The sequence below is a fragment of the Streptomyces chromofuscus genome (genome assembly GCF_015160875.1).
Classification (GTDB): Bacteria; Actinomycetota; Actinomycetes; order Streptomycetales; family Streptomycetaceae; genus Streptomyces; species Streptomyces chromofuscus.
This window is the reverse complement of record NZ_CP063374.1, coordinates 1748410-1768471: the sequence shown is the minus strand read 5'-3', so window position 1 is coordinate 1768471 and position 20062 is coordinate 1748410. Positions and strand designations below refer to the sequence as shown.

The following is a 20062-nucleotide window of genomic DNA, read 5'->3' as shown; positions in this document are numbered from 1 at the left end:
GGCGACGCGAAGGCGATGGTGCCGCCCGTGGGGCACGGCGGCGGGGAGGCTGTGGTCCCCGGGGGGCACGGCCGTGCGGAGGCGGAGGGGAAGGTGCCCGAGAGGCACGGCGACGCGAAGGCGATGGTGCCGCCCGTGGGGCACGGCGGCGGGGAGGCTGTGGTCCCCGGGGGGCACGGCCGTGCGGAGGGGAAGGTGCCCGAGGGGCACGGCGACGCGAAGGCGATGGTGCCGCCCGAGGGGCACGGCGGCGGGGAGGGGAAGGTGCCCGAGGGGCACGCCCGCGCGGAGGCACGGTTGCCCGACGGATACGACAAGTACGCCTTCGAGCCCTTCGCCGTCGCCGTCGACCTCGCCGTGTTCACCGTCCGCGGGGGCGAGATGCAGGCACTGCTCATCCGGCGCGGCCAGGAGCCGTACGCGGGCAGGTGGGCTCTGCCCGGCGGATTCGTACGGCCCGACGAGTCCGCCGAGACCGCCGCCCGGCGCGAACTCGCCGAGGAGACCGGCCTGTCCGGCACCGCGGCCGCCGGGCTGCACCTGGAGCAGCTGCGCACCTACAGCGAACCCGGCCGTGACCCGCGGATGCGCGTCGTCTCCGTCGCGTACACCGCGCTCGTGCCCGACCTGCCCGAGCCCCGTGGTGGCGGGGACGCGGCGCACGCCCAGTGGCTGCCTCTCTCCGGGCTCGGGATCCGCGCCGAGCACGAAGCGGTCCAGGCAGGCCGGGAGGGGGCTGTCGTCGACGACAGGGCCCTTTCCCGCGGCACGGTCCTCGCCTTCGACCACGACCGGATCCTCGCCCACGCCCGCGAACGGGTCCGGGCCAAGCTGGAGTACACCGGCCTGGCCACCTCGTTCTGCCCGCCCGAGTTCACCCTCGGCGAGCTCCAGCAGGTCTACGAAGCCGTCTGGGGCACCCCGCTCGACCGGCCCAACTTCCGGCGCAAGGTGCTCGCCACCCCCGGCCTCGTCGAACCGGTGCCCGGCGCCGCGCGCCTGACCAAGGGCCGCGGCAAACCCGCCGCCCTCTACCGCGCGGGCGGCGCCGCCGCCCTGCACCCGCCCCTCCTCCGCCCGTCCCGGGAAGGACGCCCCGCATGACCACGACCACCGTCCGCAAACGCGCCGCCACCGGCTCCCTGCTGGGCCTCGCCCTCGGCGACGCGCTCGGCTTCCCGACCGAGTTCCACGACGTGCCGTCGATCCTCGCCACGTGCGGCCCCTGGCGGGGGATGGAACTGCCCACGCCCGCGATCGTCACCGACGACACGCAGATGACGCTGGCGCTGGGGCGCGGGCTGCGGACGGCCATGGACCGGGGCGTCCTCGGGCCCGCCGAACTGGCCGAGCCCGTGCGGCGGGAGTTCATCGCCTGGAACCGCTCGCCGGAGAACAACCGGGCTCCCGGCAACACCTGCATCCGGGCCTGCGTCCTGCTGGAGCAGCCGGACCGGCGCTGGCAGGACGCCAGCCAGATCCACTCCAAGGGCTGCGGCGCCAACATGCGCGTCGCGCCGATCGGCCTGGTCCCCGGGCTGAGCGACGAACAGCGCGCAGGAGCAGCCCAGTTGCAGGCCGCCCTCACGCACGGGCATCCGACGGCGCTGGCCGCCTCCGACCTCACCGCGCACGCCGTGCGACTGCTCGCGCAGGGCGCCGAGCCGACCGGACTGGTCGGGCTGCTGCGGTCGTACGCCTACGAGAACCGCGAGCACTACCACGAGCGCTGGCTGGGCGATCTGTGGACGCGGGCCGAGGACGCCACGCCGGAGCGGTTCATCGCGCGCGGGTGGGACGAGTGCCTCGGCGTGCTCGACCGGCTGCGGGACGCCGTACGGACGATCTCGCCGGAGACCGACCCGTGCCTGGCCACGGGGCAGGGCTGGATCGCCGAGGAGGCTCTGGCCACGGGGCTGCTGTGCTTCCTGCTGTTCGTGGACGAGCCCCTCACCGCCCTGCGCCGGGCCGCGTGCACCTCCGGTGACTCGGACTCCCTCGCGTGTCTCGCCGGGGCCTTCGCGGGCGCGTACCTCGGCGCCGACGCCTGGCCCGCGCAGTGGGCGGACCGCATCGAGTACCGGAGCGAACTGGTGACGCTCGGCGCGCTCTGGGACCTCTGACTCCCGCGCCGCGCGCGGCTGCTCCGTCTCAGCGGGCGAGCGCCCCGCACCTGTCCGCACCGTGCTGACTAGGCTTGATGGACGAAAGCCGTTTTCGCACACCAGCAAGGAGCATCGCCGTGGCGGTACGAGCGGTCCGGGGCGCCGTCCAACTCGAACGGGACGAGGCCGCCCACATGGACGAGCAGGTCGGGGCCCTGCTCACCGCCGTCCTGGAACGGAACGGGCTGACCACCGACGACCTGATCAGCATCTGGTTCACGGCCACGCCCGATCTGCACAGCGACTTCCCGGCCGCCGCCGCCCGCAAGCTCGGCATCCTGGACGTGCCGCTGATCTGCGCCCAGGAACTGGACATCGAGGGCGCGATGCCCCGGGTCGTCCGCGTGCTCGCGCACATCGACTCCGACCGGCCGCGCGCCGAGATCAACCACGTCTACCTCGGTGCCGCGGCCGCCCTGCGCAAGGACATCGCCCAGTGAGGACCGCACTCGTCATCGGCACCGGGCTCATCGGCACCTCCGCCGCCCTGGCCCTCGCCCAGCGCGGTGTCGTCGTCCACCTCGCCGACCACGACCCCGAGCAGGCCCGCACGGCGGCGGCGCTCGGCGCCGGCACGGACGAGGCGCCCGAGGGGCCGGTGGACCTCGCGATCGTCGCCGCCCCGCCCGCGCACGTCGCCGCGGTGCTCGCGGACGCCATGCGGCGCGGACTCGCCCGCGGCTACCTCGACGTCGCCAGCGTCAAGGGCGGCCCGCGCCGCGAGCTGGAGGCACGCGGACTGGACCTGACCCGCTACCTCGGCACGCACCCCATGTCCGGCCGCGAGAAGTCCGGGCCGCTGGCCGCCACCGGCGACCTCTTCGAGGGCCGCCCCTGGGTGCTCACCCCCACGAGGGACACCGACACCGAGGTGTTGAACCTCGCCCTCGAACTGGTCTCGCACTGCCGGGCCGTCCCGGTCGTCATGGACGCCGACGCCCACGACCGGGCCGTGGCCCTCGTCTCGCACATGCCCCACCTGGTGTCCAGCATGGTCGCCGCGCGTCTGGAGCACGCCGAGGAGGCGGCCGTACGGCTGTGCGGGCAGGGCATCCGGGACGTGACCCGGATCGCCGCCTCCGACCCGAGGATGTGGATCGACATCCTCTCCGCGAACCCCGGACCGGTCGCCGACCTGCTCAGCGACGTCGCCGCCGACCTGGACGAGACCGTGCGGGCGCTGCGCGCCCTGCAGTCCTCCGACGAGGCCAAGCGCCGCGAGGGGACCTCCGGCATCCAGGACGTGCTGCGGCGGGGCAACGCCGGGCAGATCCGCGTGCCCGGCAAGCACGGCTCCGCGCCCCGCACGTACGAGGTCGTCGCGGTGCTCATCGACGACCAGCCCGGCCAGCTGGCCCGGATCTTCGCGGACGCGGGGCAGGCCGGGGTCAACATCGAGGACGTACGGATCGAGCACGCCACCGGGCAGCAGGCGGGTCTCGTGCAGCTGATGGTGGAGCCGAAGGCGGCGCCCGTGCTGAGCGCCGCGCTGCGGGACCGGGGATGGGCGCTGCGGCAGTAGGCGTTCGGGCCGAGGCGGGGACGCTGTCGTGCTCGAACGCCGGACGGCCCGCCGCAGCCGGTCGGCGCCCGGCGGGTGGGCCGGCCGGGTGACCCGCACCCAGTAACCTTGTGCGGGGCACCGTCACGCCCCCACCACCACCCCGGCCCAGGAAGGTCCCCACAGTGGAAAGCGCCCCGGCAGTGATTGTCGCCATCGACGGCCCCTCCGGCACGGGCAAGTCGAGCACGTCGAAGGCGGTGGCGGCGCAGCTCGGACTGAGCTATCTGGACACCGGTGCCCAGTACCGGGCGATCACCTGGTGGATGGTGACCAACGGGATCGACGTCGACGACCCGTCGGAGATCGCCGCCGTGGCCGGCAAGCCGGACATCGTCTCCGGCACCGACCCGGTCCAGCCGACGATCACGGTCGACGGCGTGGACGTCGCCGGCCCGATCCGCACGCAGGAGGTCACCGCCACGGTCAGCGCGGTCAGCGCGGTGCCCGAGGTGCGTGCCCGGATCACCGAGCTCCAGCGCTCCATCGCGGCCGGCGCGCGCAACGGCATCGTCGTCGAGGGCCGTGACATCGGTACGACGGTGCTGCCGGACGCCGACCTGAAGATCTTCCTCACCGCCTCCCCGGAGGCCCGCGCCGCCCGGCGCAGCGGGGAGCTGAAGAACGCGGACGTCGACGCCACCCGCGAGGCCCTGATCAAGCGGGACGCCGCCGACTCCGGCAGGAAGACCTCGCCGCTCGCCAAGGCGGACGACGCGGTCGAGGTGGACACCACCGACCTCACGCTGGCGCAGGTCATCGAGTGCGTCGTCACCCTCGTCGAGGAGAAGCGGGCGGCGAAGTGACCGAGGCACCGTCCCGGCGGGGCGCGGAGACCGGCCGGCGCATCGGCCTCTCGCTGATGCACGCGCTGTGGCGGCCCCGGGTGCTGGGCGCCTGGAAGGTCCCGGCGACCGGCCCGGCCATCTTCGCCGTCAACCACTCCCACAACATCGACGGTCCGATGGTGATGGGCGTCGCGCCCCGGCCGGTGCACTTCCTGATCAAGAAGGAGGCGTTCGTCGGCCCGCTCGACCCCTTCCTGACCAGGATCGGTCAGGTGAAGGTGGACCGGCAGAGCACCGACCGCACGGCCGTCACCCGGGCGCTGGACGTGCTGTCGGCCGGCGGCGTGCTGGGGATATTCCCCGAGGGCACCCGCGGGGAGGGAGACTTCGCCGCGCTGCGGGCCGGCCTCGCCTACTTCGCCGTGCGCAGCGGCGCCCCGGTCGTCCCGGTCGCCGTCCTGGGAAGTTCCGAACGGCCGGGACGGTTGATAAAGGGGCTGCCTCCGCTGCGGCACCGCGTCGACGTCGTCTTCGGCGAACCGCTCGAGGCGGGCGACGGCAGCGGGCGGCGTACGCGCACGGCGCTGGACGAGGCGACCGAGCGCATCCAGAAGCAGCTCACCGAGCACCTGGAGCAGGCCAGACGGCTCACCGGCCGGCTCGCCGCCCCCGGCGGGCGGGTCTGACGGTCCGGGAAGCGGGCCGAAAACGCCGGGCGCCCGACCGGGCGCTGGGCGACACTGAGTAGTGGATCACCCCGAACCGGGTGCTCCACCGATCACCACGATGAACGACGAGGTACGGACTTCATGAACGACCAGATCCAGCCCGACGGCTCGGACGCGTTCGAGCACGATCACGGGGCGCTCGGCGACGCCGAGTACGCGGAGTTCATGGAGCTCGCCGCCGAAGAGGGCTTCGACCTGGAGGACGTCGAGGGCGCCATCGAGGCGGCCGGGCACGGCCCGCTGCCCGTCCTCGCCGTGGTCGGCCGCCCGAACGTCGGCAAGTCGACTCTGGTGAACCGCATCATCGGCCGCCGCGAGGCCGTCGTCGAGGACAAGCCGGGCGTCACCCGCGACCGTGTCACCTACGAGGCCGAGTGGGCGGGTCGCCGCTTCAAGGTCGTCGACACCGGCGGCTGGGAGCAGGACGTCTTCGGCATCGACGCCTCCGTGGCCGCGCAGGCCGAGTTCGCCATCGAGGCGGCCGACGCGGTCGTCTTCGTGGTCGACGCCAAGGTGGGCGCCACCGACACCGACGAGGCGGTCGTCCGACTGCTGCGCAAGGCCGGCAAGCCCGTCGTGCTGTGCGCCAACAAGGTCGACGGCCCGAGCGGCGAGGCCGACGCGGCCTACCTGTGGTCCCTGGGCCTCGGCGAGCCCTACCCGGTGTCCGCGCTGCACGGCCGCGGCACCGGCGACATGCTGGACGCCGTCCTGGAGGCGCTGCCGGAGGCACCGCGCGACGCCGTCGGCGGCACCGGCGTCGGCGGTCCGCGCCGCATCGCCCTGATCGGCCGCCCGAACGTCGGCAAGTCCTCGCTGCTGAACAAGGTTGCAGGCGAGGAGCGCGTCGTCGTCAACGAACTCGCCGGCACCACGCGCGACCCGGTCGACGAACTGATCGAACTCGGTGGCACCACCTGGAAGTTCGTCGACACGGCGGGCATCCGCAAGCGGGTCCACCTCCAGCAGGGCGCCGACTACTACGCCTCCTTGCGCACCGCCGCCGCCGTAGAGAAGGCCGAGGTGGCCGTCGTCCTCATCGACGCCGCCGAGTCCATCTCGGTGCAGGACCAGCGGATCGTCACCATGGCCGTCGAGGCGGGCCGGGCGCTCGTCATCGCGTACAACAAGTGGGACACCCTCGACGAGGAGCGCCGCTACTACCTGGAGCGGGAGATCGAGACCGAGCTGGGCCAGGTCTCCTGGGCCCCCCGGGTGAACGTCTCGGCGCGCACCGGGCGGCACATGGAGAAGCTGGTCCCGGCGATCGAGACGGCGCTGGCGGGCTGGGAGACGCGTGTCCCGACGGGCCGGCTGAACGCGTTCCTGGGCGAGCTGGTCTCCGCCCATCCGCATCCGGTCCGGGGCGGCAAGCAGCCGCGCATCCTGTTCGGCACCCAGGCCGGCACGAAGCCGCCGCGGTTCGTGCTGTTCGCCTCCGGCTTCATCGAGGCGGGCTACCGGCGCTTCATCGAGCGGCGGCTGCGCGAGGAGTTCGGCTTCGAGGGCACGCCCATCCACATCTCGGTGCGGGTCCGCGAGAAGCGCGGCGCGAAGCGGAAGTAGCGGCAGAGCATGAAGAAGGGCGGCCCCGGCGGGGCCGCCCTTCTCAGATGCCGCGGCGGGGGCCGGGTGGCAGTGCGGGGACGTGGTGCGTCCCGGTGGACTGCTGCTGCCCGATCGTCCCGACCCGCTGCCAGGTCGGCTGGCCACCGCTGTGCCGGGTGCTCTGCGCGCCCGCGCTGTAGGCGCTGTAGGCGCTGCTGCCCGAGCCGTGCGGCAGGTTCCAGAACGCGGTGAACCCGAGGTTCTCCTCGCCGCGCCGATCGCCCGGCAGCGCACGGAAGTTCTTGACGTACTCGGCGTAGAGCGCGTCGTAGATCGGCGTGGCCGATGGCCCGCCGGAATGATCCTGACCGGACCGAGCGGACGGAATCGGCTGCAAGGACTGGCGGCGGGGAACGTCGTATGCGTGCACGTATGTCCAAACGACCCCGAAGGGGAAGGGATGCGGTCGGCGACGTCCCTCGCGGGGAGCGGTGCCGCGTGGCCAGCGGCGGACGGCCCCGAGGACGCCGGTGCTCCCGCGCCCCCTCCGGCGATCCGGTGATCACGTCCCGGCGAGCGGCAGCACGCCGGCGACCAGCTTGCCGTTGGCCGCGGCCTTGTCCAGGGCGTCCCGCAGCAGGTCCTCCCGGGGCTGACGCCCGATGGAGCCCACGGGTGCGGCGAACATCAGCACCTGCTGGTGCTTGTTGGCGGCCGTCCGCCACCCCTCGGTCACCTGCAGCGGCTGGTGCGCCTGCCACCACGCCACCGGCTGCCCGCCGTTGGCCCCCGGCTGGAGCACCGCGTGCAGCTGCCCCATGGCGAGCAGCACCGACCAGCCGTGCAGCACCGGAGGCACGGAGTTCAGCTCGGACACCGGCATGAAGCCCTGCTCGATCAGCAGCGGCAGGAAGTCGTCCCCGGCGGCGGTGGAGCCCGGACGCACGATGGGGCCGGTGGGTTCGACGACCAGCGCCGGGTGCAACTCACCGGCGATCAGCACGAGTCCGCTGGTGACCCCGAGCACGGCCTGCTCGGGCACGACCGTCTCGGGCTCCAGGTCGCCGCGGTTGCCGCTGATGGACCTCACGGCGCCCTGGAGCTGTTCCTCGGTGACCTGGACGACCTGCGAGGGCAGGCAGCCGGCGTGGGCGAAGGCGAGCACCGCGGTCTCGTCGCCGATGAACAGGACGGTGCTGGTGCGCTCGCGCTCGGAGTCGCCCGGAGTGCGGCAGGACGTGCAGTCGTAACTGCCCGGGGCGTTGTCTCCGGCGAGCAGCCGGTCGGCTTCTTCGTCGCCGATCTCGGCGCGAACCTCGTCGCTGACGTCGAGCATGCGCGGCACGGGTGGCTCCCTCGGGATGCGGTGCGTGGCGAGGCCGGGTGGCTCCCGGCCTGTGATCCGGGGTGGGTCCCCGGCTCATGAAGAAGACAACGGCCGAGCTGTGGCGGTAGTCACGCTGTCCGGCGAACGGAATCGAACCATCCTGCGCATACGGTCACGGCAGGCGCGGAATCGGGCACTCTCCGTCAAGTCCGTTCATTGCTGCGGGACTTGAGTCGGTGAGGTGAGTCACAGAACGGCGGAGGGAGTGGTCGACAAATCCGGAAATCGCCGAACGAAATGGGTGGCGGAAAAATGCCGCTACCGTGGGTAACTGTCAAGTGGCCTGGATGAACGGGCAGTTGGTTGATCCGGGCTCGTCCTGCTCCGTACATTCCTCGGCCGTGTGCAACGAGCACCGCTCGGGCACGTCCGCCGACCCGGACCGGCCGCAGCAGGCCGGTCCGCAGCACGACCTCCGGCGGACGGGGCCGGCGCGACGACCACGCCCTCGCGTGGGAACCGCGCACGGCCTGGGGGAACCCGGGTACGTCGAGAGGGAATTACATGTCCGAATGTGCCGATACCAGCCGCGACAACGTCCGTAAGGCGCGTACGACGGCGGTCCTCGCCGGGGCGGCCCTGCTGGCCCCGCTCGGACTGCTCGCCGCGAGCGGTCCCGCCACGGCGGCGGACGGCGGAGTGTGGGACCGCATCGCCCAGTGCGAGAGCGGCGGCAACTGGCACATCAACACCGGCAACGGCTACTACGGCGGACTGCAGTTCTCCGCCGACACCTGGCGCGCGTACGGCGGCACCGCCTACGCACCGACCGCCGACCAGGCGTCCAGGGAGCAGCAGATCGCCGTCGCCACCCACGTCCAGCGCGCCCAGGGATGGGGCGCCTGGCCGACCTGCTCGGTGCGTGCCGGGGCGTACGGCGGAGCGCCGGCCGCACCCGAGGCGTCCGCCGGCAACTCCGCCCCGACGCGGCCGTCCGAGCCCCGGTCGTCGGGGTCGTCGCAGCCCGCGCAGGCTCCGGTGCGCGACGCCGGGCACACCGACCGGGACGCCTCCCGCGGCGACTACACCGTCCGCCGGGGCGACACGCTGTGCGGCATCGCGACCCGCAACGGCACCACCTGGCAGCGGCTGTACGCCGCCAACAAGGCCGTCGTCGGCGGCGACCCCGACGTGATCGTGCCCGGGCAGCGGCTCGTCCTCTGAGCCGCATTCTCCCGCACGCGGCGACGGGCTCCAGCCGGTCCGCCGACCGGGTGGGGCCCCTCGGCGCAGCGGGCGCGGCGCGAACGGCCCACGTGGGGCGCTGCCTAGCGTGAGCCGATGCAACGCACACCTCTCACCCTGGCCCTCGCCGCCGCCCTGCTGACCGTCCTCGCCCCCGTCGCCGCCCACGCGGCGCCCCCGTCCCCGGCCCAGGCCCCGGCGATTGGAGCGTCCGCCCGGCACCTGCCCACGTCGTGCTCCGACGACCAGTGGCCCTGGGGATGTGTCGCCCAGTGCGAGAGCGGCGGGCGCTGGAACATCAACACCGGCAACGGCTACTACGGTGGCCTGCAGTTCTCGCAGGCCACCTGGAAGGCGTTCGGTGGCCTGAAGTACGCCCCGCGCGCGGACCTCGCCACCCGCGCGGAACAGATCGCGGTCGCGCGGGAAGTCGTCGCCGTGCAGGGATGGCAGGCCTGGCCGGTCTGCGCGAAGCGGTACGGCCTCAAGGGTCGCTGGTACACCGTGAAGCGCGGCGACACCCTGTACTCGATCGCCCGCACGTACAAGGTCGGGGGCGGCTGGAAAGCCCTCTACGACGCGAACAAGAAGACGATCGGGGCCAAGCCGGAACGGATCGAAGTCGGCATAACTCTGGTCATCCCGGGCTCTCCCGCCCGCCTGCAGGACGTCCCCGCGGTGTTCGGCCCGCCACTCGCCGGCTGAGCCGCCCGGACGGCTCCGGTACAGTCACGGTCAGTCCCCGTTCAGGCCGGGTCCACCCGCCCGTTATGACGATGTAATGACAACGTCATGACTCGCGGACCCGGCCGACGGTACGTTCGATCGTCCGGCTCCGGGGCGAACACCCGTACTCGGCCGGGTGACACCCCCTGAGCAAGGAGATCTCCACGGTGCCCGTCCGCCGCCTCGTGCACCCCGCGCGGCCTGCTTCCGATGACAGCCCGTCCGTTCCGGCACCGCGGGACGGTGCTTCCGCGGACCGCGGGAAACCGTCCGCTCCCACGGGCGGTCCCGGACTGAGACGGGACATCCAGGGCCTGCGCGCGGTCGCGGTCTCGCTCGTGGTGCTCTCCCACTCGGGGGTGCCCCACGTGGCCGGTGGATACATCGGCGTGGACGTCTTCTTCGTCATATCCGGGTTCCTGATCACCTCGCTGATGCTGCGTGAGTGGACCCGCGAGGGCCGCATATCGCTGGGCCGCTTCTACGCGCGCCGGGCGCTGCGCCTGCTGCCCGCCTCCACCCTCGTCGTCCTCGCGACCCTGGCGGGCTCCTGGCTCTTCCTGGGCCCGCTGCGCTTCGCGGACTACGCCAAGGACGCCATCGCCTCCGCCTGGTACGTCGTCAACTTCCGGCTGGCCGAGGCGGGCACCGACTACTTCAACGCGGACGTGCCGCCCTCGCCGTTCCAGCACTTCTGGTCACTGGCGGTCGAGGAGCAGTTCTATCTGATCTGGCCCATCGTCCTGATCGTCGCCCTCAAGCTCTTCCGGCGCCGGGTCCTGCTGGCGATCCCGCTGCTCGCCCTGGCCGCCGGCTCCTTCGCCCTGAACCTCCACCTCACCGAGACCTCCCCCTCCTGGGCCTACTTCGGGTCGCAGGGGCGGATCTGGGAGCTGGCGGTGGGCGCCCTGCTGGCCCTGGCGGCGCACCGCCTCGACGACATCCCGCGCCCGGTCGCGGCGGCCCTGAGCTGGGCCGGCCTGGCCGCCATCGCCTACGCGGCCGTGGCGTTCGACGAGAGCACCCCCTTCCCCGGCCACCACGCCGTCATCCCGGTCGCCGGCGCCGCCGCCGTCCTCGCCGGAGGGGCCGCCGCCGGCCGATACGGCGCGGGCGCGCTCCTGTCGCTGCGGCCCGCCGTCTGGATCGGCGGGATCTCCTACGCCTGGTACCTGTGGCACTGGCCGCTCATCCTCATCGTTCCGGCCGCCGCCGGATTCGGCGAGCACGACGGGCCGCTGCGGCTGATCGCCGCGCTGGGCGGCATCGTCCTCGCCTGGGGCACCCTGCACCTGGTCGAGAACCCGATGCGTTTCCACCGCGCGTTCAAGACCCGTGCCCGCCGGGGACTCTCGCTCGGCCTCGGCCTGTCGGCCGCCGCGGCCGCCGCCGCGGTGCTCGCCGCGCAGTTCCCGCCCGCCCTGAGCTCGGGCACGGCACGGCCCGACACGAAGGAGACCATCGCGAGCGCGTCCGACCCCCGTGCCGCACTGACCGAGCTGCTCGGGCAACCGGTGGAGAAGCTCCCGTCCAACCTCACGCCGAGCATGCGGGACACCGCCTACAAGAGGTCCGCCGTCTACACCGACGACTGCGCCCTGGAAATGACCGACAAGGTGCAGACACAGCCCTGTCTGTACGGCGACCGCACCGCCGACCGCTCCGTGGTCCTCTTCGGCGACTCGCACGTGGCGCAGTGGTTCCCGGCGCTCGACGCGATCGCCCGCAAGCACCACTGGCGGCTCTACTCGTTCACCAAGAACGCGTGCAAGATCTCCCAGATCACCATCGAGTGGCAGGGCGGCCCGTACTCCTCCTGCGACGACTGGCGTGCGGTGACCCTCGACAGGATCCGTGAGCTGGAGCCCGAGCTCGTCATCACGTCGAGCTCCAACTCGGCGAAGCTGTACGGGCCAGGCGACATGGCCGAGGTGTGGGGCCGGGGACAGGCCGAGACCTACCGGATGCTCCAGCAGGGCGGCCACACCAAGGTGCTCACCGTCCTGGACACCCCCTGGCCGAAGAACAACGCGGTGGACTGCGCGGTGGCGCACCCCGACAGCCTGAGCGACTGCGCCCGGCACCGTTCGAGCGCCGACCCCAAGCCCGAGGTCACCGAGGCGATCCGGGCCGCGGCGGCCGCCGAGGACGTGACGCTCATCGACCCCTACGACTGGATCTGCGCCCCGTCCGGCAACTGCCCGGTCGTGGTCGGCAACACCATGGTCTACCGGGACTTCGGTCACCTGGCGGACGGCTACGTCGCGGCGCTCACCCCGGTCGTGGAGGACGAACTGCTGCGGCTCTTCGGAGCGGACCTGAGCCGGCGTCCGGGTGGGTGATACTCGGGCGCATGCTCGAGACCTCCGCCCGTCTGCTGCGCCTGCTGTCCCTGCTCCAGGCGCACCGTGAGTGGTCCGGCGCCGAGCTGGCCGAGCGCCTGGGCGTCACCCCCAGGACCGTGCGCCGGGACGCCGAGCGGCTGCGCGAGCTGGGTTACCCGGTCAACGCCAGCCCGGGCACGGGCGGCGGCTATCGGCTGGGCGCGGGTGCCGAGCTGCCGCCGCTGCTGCTGGACGACGACGAGGCCGTCGCGGTCGCCGTCGGCCTGCGCACGGCGGCCGGGCAGGGCGTCGAGGGCATCGGCGAGAGCTCCGTCCGGGCGCTCGCCAAGCTGGAGCAGGTGCTGCCGTACCGGCTGCGCCGCCGGGTCGGCGCCCTCAACGCCTTCACCGTGCCGATGCTCCGGGCCCGCGGGCCGTCGTCGACCCTTCGCTGCTGACCGAGCCGGCGGGACTGTGCCGGGACGCCGAGCGGCTGCGCTTCGAGTACCTCGCGCACGACGGCGCCTCCACCCGCCGCACGGTCGAACCGCACCGCCTGGTGTGCACGGAACGGCGCTGGTACCTCGTCGCCTGGGATCTCGACCGGGACGACTGGCGGACGTTCCGCGTCGACCGCATCACGCCGAAACCGCCGCACGGCCCCCGCTGCGCCCCGCGCACCCCGCCCGCCGAGGACCTGGCCGCCTACGTGTCGCAGGGGGTCTCCACGCGCGCGTACGCCACGCGGGCCGTCGTACGGCTGCTGGTGCCGCTCGCGGAGGCGGCCGAGCGGGTCTCACCGTCCGACGGGACGCTGGAGCCCGACGGCGACGACGCGTGCGTCCTGCGCACCGGGGCGGCGAGCCTGGACGTGATGGTCCTCCACGTGATGCTGCTGGGCTTGGAGTTCGAGGTGCTGGAGCCGGCGGAACTGACCGAGGCGATCACGGTCGCCCGGGACCGCCTGAGCCGGGCCCTGCGACGCGGGGTGCCCGAATGGCGCGACGCTCGGCGCACCCCGGGTGGTGTGCGGTCGCACGTCGGGGCGGCCGTGGCCTCAAGGGCTGTCGACCTCGACGTTCCTGGCACTGACGCGCGCGCGGCCCCGGGCGCGACCAACGACGGCGCACGCGGATTCTGTGCCGAGAATGTGTATTTCCTGTGCGCCTGCGTGGCTGTCCCGGGCCCGTTCGGAATCGGAAGGAAAAGGCGTCCGGGGGCATTCGGTCGCGAAGTTTTGGGTCGCGCTATTCACGGCGCCACGGCCCCGCGCGAAAATTGCGTTCGTGTACGGCCGCAAGGGGGACGGAACCGCCCGTCCGTGTGACGGAGTTCCACTGAAACGCGTGTCGTGATCCTGTGACAGAAGCGTGACCGGAAGGGGACCAGTGACGGACGGTGCACGGCGTCCACTTCCCACGCCCGCCCCGCAGCGCCTAGCGTGGCGGCATGGCACCGTTCTCGACATCCGAACCCGATGACGATCCCGAGACCTACGTCGGTCTCCCGCAGGCCGACGCGGAGGAACGCGCGCGTGGGCGTGGCTGGACGACGGTGCGTTCGCTGCCGCCGGGGACGATCATCACGATGGAGTACCGGGTCGGCCGGCTGAACTTCGAGGTGAAGGACAGCACGGTGACACGGGCCTGGAAGGGCTGACCGGACACGCGGCTCCGCCACGCGGAAAGGCCCCGGTTCCCACTGCGGGAACCGGGGCCTTTCGGCCTGCGTCCGGGCCGGTCAGCCGCCCGTGAGGGGACGGGCCGCCGGGGTCGAGCCGCGCGTGGCGCGCTCGGGGTGCTGCGGTCGGCGGCTGCCGGCCGGGCTGACCGGCGTGCGCTCCGCGCGGGTGGTGTGCGGGCCCGGCGCCAGGAACACCGGCGCCCGCGGGGGGCGGGCCGCCGTCTGGGAGACGGTCTCGCGCGGCGGCGCCTCCTCCTCCGAGGCCGGGAGCGGGGCGACCGTGACGGGCACGGTGGCCGGCACCGGCGCGGCCTGCGGTGTCGTACGGCTCGCGCCGGCCGGCCAGCGGTCGCGCAGGCCCAGCAGCCAGGCCTCGGCACGGGCGATCGGCGGCTCGAACCACGGCAGTCCCAGCAGGATCAGCAGCCCCGCCGTCCAGCCCAGCAGCACATCGCTCAGCCAGTGCGTACCGAGATACACCGTGGTCAGGCCGACGCTGAGCGACAGCACGGCCGACAGGGCCGACAACCAGCGCCGGGCCCGCGGCGAGGTGGCCAGGTAGGCGAGGATGCCCCAGGTCACGACGGCGTTCGCGGTGTGTCCCGAGGGAAATATGTCACTGCCGGCTTGGAACCAGTGCCACATCTCGTTGGAGCCGACCTCGGTCGCGTAGTGCGGGCCCGAGCGGCCCAGGCCGTACTTCACGGCGCCCACGCTCACGTTCAGCAGCAGCAGGGCCGCGCCGAAGGCCAGCAGCGGCCGCAGGGTGTGCTGCCGCCAGGACCGCCAGCCGAGCCAGGCGGCGACCATCACGGCGGTCGGGCCGCGTTGGCCGAGCACCACCCAGTAGTCCAGGAACGCGTGGATCTCCGGCCACTGCTGGTACGGCCGGAAGAGCATCGCCTGCCAGTCGAACCGGACCAGCCACGAGGTGGTCACCACGGCCAGGACGATCGTGAGGTAGAAGGCGAGCGTCGCGCCGAAGAGCACCACCCGGTGCCGCGTCATGCGCGGCACGTCCAGGACCGGCCGTTCGGGTTCACGGTCCAGTCGGGCGAAGATCCGGTCGAGCCGGGTCAGCTTTGGTTCGGTACGCACACAATCGACGTTACAGCGAGTGAGCTCAGTTCCCCGCCGAATCACCGGGGTTGTAATGACGATGTGATGTGGGATTGCTCTCAGGAACGGGTTTATTTCCAGGAAGTCCGGCAATAAGCAGGTGCCCTCCGCCGCAATTCCTTTGATCATTCCAAAGCCAGTGTTTCGGCCTGCTTATGGAGTTGTTCACCAGGAGATCGAATGGAATTCCGCGCACGCTCACCGGGCGCCCTGGCCGGGTCACGGCGGACCCGAGCCGTTCAGCCAGAACGCCCCGTACACCGCCGACGCCACCGCGACCCCGCCGACGACCAGCGCGGACGCCGTGGTGCGCGGCCGGGCCAGGGCGAGCGCGAGGGGGAACAGCAGCGGGAACGCCGGGAGCAGCAGGCGCGGTTTGGAGCCGAAGTAGCTCGACGCGCACAGCGCCAGGGCGGTGACGACGCCCGTGTACACAAGGAGCGGGAGCGGTTGGCGCTGTCGGACGCAGACGACGTACAGCCGGATCACCAGGGCCACCCCGACGACGAGTCCGAGGCCGGCCAGGGCGGAGGGAAAGGACGTGAACTTCTCGGCGACGAAACGGGCGAAGGCGTACCCGCCGTCGAAGCCGTTGCGCCAGCCCGCCTGGACGTCGAGATAGCCGAGCGGGCCCCGGCCGGTGCGGTGACCGACCCACAGGACGTACCCGGCGGCGCCGAGGGGCGCGAGGAGCATGCCGACGGCGCACCGCCAGGCCGGTGCGCCGTCCTGGGGCGGCAACGGTGGGAGACAGGGGGCGTGCTGGGCCGGGCGCGCGCCGGGTTCGGGCCTCGCGCTGCGGTGGTGCGCGAATGGAGCAGTGCCGCGGTGCCGCTCCCGTAGTGCCCCGACAGGCGACGTTCGCCCCGTCGCGACGCCCGGCACGCCCTCTCGCCGTACCGGGCGAAAGCCCAGGTACGTCCAGAACGGGGACTTCCGGCCGGCGCACCGAGAGAACGCACCGGACGCCGCTCCTTGACGGGCACACGTTGCCTGCCGGGGCACTGGGGACGCGGCGATGCCGGCCGCCCACACCGCCGCGACCACCGCGAGACCCACCGGGCGCGTCAGCCCCGCCAGCAGCGCCAGGCTGCCCGCGGTGAGCCAGCGGCCGGTGAGGACCGCGTACAGCGACCAGGCGGCGAGCGCGGTGAACAGGGACTCGCTGTACGCCATCGACTGCACGATCCCGACCGGGAGCACCGCCCACAGCAGCACCGCGCAGACGCCCGCCCGCCGCCCGTACACGTGGTCGGCGACCGCGAAGATCCCCCAGGCCGCGGCGAGCGAGGCGAGCAGGGCCACGACGAAACCGGCGGCGGCGTACGACAGCGGGGTCACCGCGTGCAGCAGCCGCTCCAGCCAGGGCAGCAGCGGGAAGAAGGCGAGGTTGGAGTGCACGTCGCCGTTCGGCAGGCGCACCTCGTAGCCGTAGCCCAGCTCGGCGACCCGGGTGTACCAGAGGGAGTCCCAGCGGGCGGTCAGCAGGGTGTACGCGCTCTTGTCGCGCGCGGCGCTCCACAGAGCCAGCACGAGCAGGCCGAGGGCGCGGACGGCCGCGTACCCGAGCAGGGCCGGGGCCGCGCGCCGCAGCCACGCGGGTGCCACGCGTGTCACAAGATCGGTCACGGGCTCGATTATCGACGGACGCCGGAACCGGGCCGCCGGTCCCGACGTGGTCCGAGGGGCAGTAGTGGCACACGCCACATCGTTGCGCCATGTGGATGAGAGGTCCGCCACGCGACCCCGCCACGGACTCGCGTACGCTGACGTGTCACTCGCCAGTCGTTGCGCGGGCCGGAGACCACCGCTCCTCTCCGGCCGAGTCGCGGGAGGTCCCCCGCTCCCGCGAGCCCGCCGAACGCGAGGGAACATCTGGGAGGTACGTACATGTCCGGGACGACCACGGCTGCCGTCGGGCTGCGCCGTCGGGCGGCCGGGGCCGGTGCCAACCGCTGGGTCGTCCTCGTGGTCCTCTGCACCAGCCTGCTGCTGGTCGCGGTCGACGCGACGGTGCTGCACGTGGCGGTGCCCGCCGTCACCGAGGACCTCAAGCCCAGCGCGATAGAACTGCTCTGGATCGTCGACACCTACCCGCTCGTCTGCGCCGCGCTGCTGATCCTCTTCGGCACCCTCGGCGACCGGGTGGGCCGCAGACGGATCCTGCTGCTCGGGTACGCCCTGTTCGGCGTCGCCTCCGCCCTGGCCGCCGTCGCCCATGATCCGCAGGTGCTGATCCTGGCGCGGGCGCTGCTCGGTGTCGGCGGCGCGATGATCATGCCCGCGACGCTGTCGATCCTGCGCCAGGTCTTCCCCGACCGGCGTGAACGGGCGCTCGCCATCGGCATCTGGAGTGCGGTGGCCGCGGTCGGCGCGGCGGTCGGGCCGCTGCTCGGCGGTTTCCTCCTGGAGCACTACTGGTGGGGGTCGGTGTTCCTGGTCAACATCCCGTTGATGCTGGTCAGCCTGCCGGTGGGGCGCATGCTGCTGCCCGAGTCGACGGGCAGCGGGGACGGTCCCTGGGACGTACTCGGCGCGCTGATGGCCGCGGCCGGGCTGTTCGGGACGGTGCTCGCGGTGAAGCGGCTGGGCGGCGGGGAGCCGGCCGGCAGTGTGCTCACCGTGGTGCCGCTCGTGGCGGGCCTGGCACTGCTCGCGCTGTTCGTACGGCGGCAGCGGCGGCGCAGGCATCCCCTGGTGGACCTGCGGATGTTCGCGCGGCCGGCGTTCAGTACGTCGGTCGGGTGCATCGTGCTGGCGATGCTCGCCCTGGTGGGGCTGGAGCTGATCGCCGCGCAGTACCTGCAGCTGGTGCTCGGGCTGTCGCCGCTGCAGACGGGGCTCAGGCTGGTGCCGCTGACCGTGGCGGCGATGGCGGCCGGGCTGTTCGGGGCGCGGATGCTGCGCCGGTTCGGGCCGCGGCGAATGGTCTGCGCGGGTTTCTGCCTGACCGCGCTGGCGGTCGTGGTGCTGACGGCGATGGGGCGGGAGGACAACGCCCCGCTGATGCTGGCCGGGTTCGTGCTGCTGGGATTCGGGCTGGAGACGACGCTGTTCGGGGCGTACGAGTCCATGCTGAGCGAGGCGCCGCCGGAGCAGGCCGGGGGCGCGGCGGCGATCGGTGAGACGTCGTACCAGCTCGGGGCGGGGATCGGCATCGCGCTGCTGGGCAGCGTCATGAACGCGGCGTACACGCCCGGGTTGTCCGCCGTGCCGGGCGTGCCGGCTTCGGCTTCGGCGGCCGCCGGGCACTCGCTGGGCGAGGCGTACGACGTGGCCGGGGAGCTCGGCGGGCCCGCGGGAGTCGCCCTGCGGCGGGCGGCCCGGGACAGCTTCGTGCACGGGCTGCACGCGACGCTGCTGGTGAGCGCGGGGTTGCTGCTTCTGGGGGCGGTGATGGCTCTGCGATTGCCCCGGGTGATGCAGTGTGAGGCCGACGTGGCTGTCGAGGTGCCGTCGCCTCGTGCCGGTGCCGGGTCCGCCGGCCACGCACCAGCCGTGCGCCTGCGTTCGGAGGTGGACGTCGCCCGCCGGGGTTGATCGCCGTCGGCGGCCCGCGGGTGGTTGCTCCGTGGGTCCTCCCGTCGTAACGTCACCCCCAGTCCGTGACTAGCGGTGCTAGTTTGAGCTGCCCGGAGGATGCCCGTGTCCCCGAAGTTGCCCCCCTTCGACCCGTCCGATCCGCTCGGGATCGACGACCTGCTGGAGCCCGAGGACCTGGCCGTCCGGGACACCGTGCGCAGATGGGCGGCGGATCGCGTGCTGCCGCACGTGGCCGAGTGGTACGAGGCGGGGGAGCTGCCGGGCATCCGGGAGCTGGCGAAGGAGCTCGGGGGAATCGGGGCCCTCGGCATGTCGCTCAGCGGCTACGGGTGCGCGGGGGCCAGTGCCGTCCAGTACGGGCTCGCCTGTCTGGAGCTGGAGGCCGCGGACTCCGGGATCCGGTCGCTGGTGTCCGTGCAGGGCTCGCTGGCCATGTACGCCATCCACCGGTTCGGCTCCGAGGAACAGAAGCAGCGGTGGCTGCCCCCGATGGCCTCCGGGGACGTCATCGGGTGCTTCGGGCTGACCGAGCCCGACCACGGGTCCGACCCGGCCTCCATGCGGACGTACGCCAAGCGGGACGGCGGCGACTGGGTGCTGAGCGGGCGCAAGATGTGGATCACCAACGGGTCCGTCGCCTCCGTGGCCGTGGTGTGGGCGCAGACCGAGGACGGGATCCGCGGGTTCGTCGTGCCCACGGACGCCCCCGGGTTCTCGGCGCCCGAGATCAAGCACAAGTGGTCGCTGCGGGCGAGCGTCACCAGCGAGCTGGTGCTGGACGACGTGCGGCTGCCCGCCGATGCGGTGCTGCCGGAGGTGAGGGGGCTGCGGGGACCGCTCAGCTGTCTGTCGCACGCGCGGTACGGGATCGTGTGGGGGGCGATGGGGGCGGCGCGGGCCTGTTTCGAGGCCGCCGTCGACTACGCCAGGAGCCGGGAGCAGTTCGGGCGGCCCATCGGGGGGTTCCAGCTCACCCAGGCCAAGCTCGCCGACATGGCGGTCGAACTGCACAAGGGGATCCTGCTCGCCCATCACCTCGGGCGGCGGATGGACGCCGGGCGGCTGCGGCCGGAGCAGGTCAGCTTCGGCAAGCTCAACAACGTGCGGGAGGCCATCGACATCTGCCGTACGGCCCGGACGGTCCTCGGCGCCAACGGGATCTCACTGGAGTACCCGGTGATGCGGCACGCGACCAATCTGGAGTCGGTGCTCACCTATGAGGGCACCGTCGAGATGCACCAGCTCGTGCTGGGCAAGGCGCTCACCGGACTCGATGCCTTCCGGTAGCCCTCTCGGGGGCGGCTC

At 72.9% G+C, this 20062-nt stretch carries 17 protein-coding genes and 1 pseudogene; 14 read left to right on the top strand and 4 right to left on the bottom strand.

All coding sequences use genetic code 11. The features are described from left to right. The first annotated feature begins 123 nt into the window (after positions 1-123). From IPT68_RS07995 to der, 7 genes are all read left to right on the top strand, one after another. Positions 124-1104: an NUDIX hydrolase gene (locus tag IPT68_RS07995; protein ID WP_373300652.1), complete on the top strand. Its 981-nt coding sequence runs from the start codon at positions 124-126 to the stop codon at positions 1102-1104. Next, positions 1101-2123, top strand: coding sequence for an ADP-ribosylglycohydrolase family protein (locus IPT68_RS07990; RefSeq protein WP_189699562.1), 1023 nt, complete (start codon positions 1101-1103; stop codon positions 2121-2123). Before IPT68_RS07995 ends, IPT68_RS07990 begins: the two co-directional genes overlap by 4 nt. Before the next feature lie 119 nt (positions 2124-2242). Then, complete coding sequence (gene aroH / locus IPT68_RS07985; RefSeq protein WP_189699561.1) at positions 2243-2605, top strand: chorismate mutase; 363 nt, start codon at positions 2243-2245, stop codon at positions 2603-2605. After that, positions 2602-3687 (top strand): prephenate dehydrogenase, encoded by a 1086-nt coding sequence (locus IPT68_RS07980; RefSeq protein WP_189699560.1) that lies wholly within the window; start codon positions 2602-2604, stop codon positions 3685-3687. The genes aroH and IPT68_RS07980 overlap by 4 nt, the downstream gene beginning before the upstream one ends. 164 nt (positions 3688-3851) lie before the next feature. Continuing rightward, positions 3852-4532, top strand: coding sequence for a (d)CMP kinase (cmk, locus tag IPT68_RS07975; protein ID WP_189699559.1), 681 nt, complete (start codon positions 3852-3854; stop codon positions 4530-4532). A gap of 56 nt (positions 4533-4588) precedes the next feature. Further along, complete coding sequence (locus tag IPT68_RS07970) at positions 4589-5200, top strand: lysophospholipid acyltransferase family protein (RefSeq protein ID WP_373300651.1); 612 nt, start codon at positions 4589-4591, stop codon at positions 5198-5200. A 123-nt stretch (positions 5201-5323) separates the two neighbouring features. Beyond that, positions 5324-6808, top strand: a complete 1485-nt coding sequence (gene der / locus IPT68_RS07965; protein WP_189699557.1) for a ribosome biogenesis GTPase Der — start codon at positions 5324-5326, stop codon at positions 6806-6808. Between the two features lie 43 nt (positions 6809-6851). On the opposite strand, the gene IPT68_RS07960 is transcribed toward der, so the two are convergent. Then, positions 6852-7220, bottom strand: coding sequence for a hypothetical protein (locus IPT68_RS07960; protein ID WP_189699556.1), 369 nt, complete (start codon positions 7218-7220; stop codon positions 6852-6854). Between the two features lie 132 nt (positions 7221-7352). Further along, positions 7353-8135, bottom strand: a complete 783-nt coding sequence (locus IPT68_RS07955) for a hypothetical protein (protein WP_189699555.1) — start codon at positions 8133-8135, stop codon at positions 7353-7355. 546 nt (positions 8136-8681) lie between these two features. Between IPT68_RS07955 and IPT68_RS07950 the strand changes: the two genes are divergently transcribed. From IPT68_RS07950 to IPT68_RS07930, 5 genes and pseudogenes are all read left to right on the top strand, one after another. Beyond that, positions 8682-9341 carry a LysM peptidoglycan-binding domain-containing protein gene (locus tag IPT68_RS07950; protein ID WP_189699554.1) on the top strand — a complete coding sequence of 220 codons (660 nt, stop codon included), beginning with the start codon at positions 8682-8684 and terminating at the stop codon, positions 9339-9341. 117 nt (positions 9342-9458) lie between these two features. Continuing rightward, positions 9459-10067 (top strand): LysM peptidoglycan-binding domain-containing protein, encoded by a 609-nt coding sequence (locus IPT68_RS07945; protein ID WP_189699553.1) that lies wholly within the window; start codon positions 9459-9461, stop codon positions 10065-10067. A 188-nt stretch (positions 10068-10255) separates the two neighbouring features. Then, positions 10256-12430, top strand: a complete 2175-nt coding sequence (locus IPT68_RS07940; protein ID WP_308438802.1) for an acyltransferase family protein — start codon at positions 10256-10258, stop codon at positions 12428-12430. 11 nt (positions 12431-12441) lie between these two features. Further along, positions 12442-13397, top strand: a pseudogene (locus tag IPT68_RS07935) (helix-turn-helix transcriptional regulator); the annotation flags it as partial. Positions 13398-13861: 464 nt separating this feature from the next. After that, entirely contained in the window at positions 13862-14071 is a 210-nt protein-coding gene (locus IPT68_RS07930) for an I78 family peptidase inhibitor (protein ID WP_189699552.1), read from the top strand. Between the two features lie 81 nt (positions 14072-14152). Here the strand turns inward: IPT68_RS07930 and IPT68_RS07925 are convergent, their stop codons facing one another. Both IPT68_RS07925 and IPT68_RS07920 read right to left on the bottom strand, forming a co-directional pair. Next, a complete protein-coding gene (locus tag IPT68_RS07925; protein WP_189699551.1) occupies positions 14153-15193 on the bottom strand; it encodes a phosphatase PAP2 family protein in 1041 nt (346 codons plus the stop codon). A gap of 240 nt (positions 15194-15433) precedes the next feature. Beyond that, positions 15434-16843, bottom strand: a complete 1410-nt coding sequence (locus IPT68_RS07920; RefSeq protein ID WP_189699550.1) for a hypothetical protein — start codon at positions 16841-16843, stop codon at positions 15434-15436. 261 nt (positions 16844-17104) lie between these two features. On the opposite strand from IPT68_RS07920, the gene IPT68_RS07915 reads away from it, so the two are divergent. Then, a complete protein-coding gene (locus tag IPT68_RS07915) occupies positions 17105-18754 on the top strand; it encodes an MFS transporter (protein WP_189699549.1) in 1650 nt (549 codons plus the stop codon). A gap of 99 nt (positions 18755-18853) precedes the next feature. Further along, complete coding sequence (locus tag IPT68_RS07910) at positions 18854-20044, top strand: acyl-CoA dehydrogenase family protein (protein ID WP_194074059.1); 1191 nt, start codon at positions 18854-18856, stop codon at positions 20042-20044. Positions 20045-20062: the final 18 nt, after the last annotated feature.

Coding starts and splice junctions, on each gene's coding strand:
- IPT68_RS07915 (WP_189699549.1), top strand. CDS start 17,105: ATGTCCGGGACGACCACGGCTGCCGTCGGGCTGCGCCGTCGGGCGGCC.
- IPT68_RS07930 (WP_189699552.1), top strand. CDS start 13,862: ATGGCACCGTTCTCGACATCCGAACCCGATGACGATCCCGAGACCTAC.
- IPT68_RS07910 (WP_194074059.1), top strand. CDS start 18,854: ATGCCCGTGTCCCCGAAGTTGCCCCCCTTCGACCCGTCCGATCCGCTC.
- IPT68_RS07950 (WP_189699554.1), top strand. CDS start 8,682: ATGTCCGAATGTGCCGATACCAGCCGCGACAACGTCCGTAAGGCGCGT.
- IPT68_RS07945 (WP_189699553.1), top strand. CDS start 9,459: ATGCAACGCACACCTCTCACCCTGGCCCTCGCCGCCGCCCTGCTGACC.
- IPT68_RS07995 (WP_373300652.1), top strand. CDS start 124: ATGGTGCCGCCCGTGGGGCACGGCGGCGGGGAGGCTGTGGTCCCCGGG.
- IPT68_RS07970 (WP_373300651.1), top strand. CDS start 4,589: ATGCACGCGCTGTGGCGGCCCCGGGTGCTGGGCGCCTGGAAGGTCCCG.
- der (WP_189699557.1), top strand. CDS start 5,324: ATGAACGACCAGATCCAGCCCGACGGCTCGGACGCGTTCGAGCACGAT.
- IPT68_RS07990 (WP_189699562.1), top strand. CDS start 1,101: ATGACCACGACCACCGTCCGCAAACGCGCCGCCACCGGCTCCCTGCTG.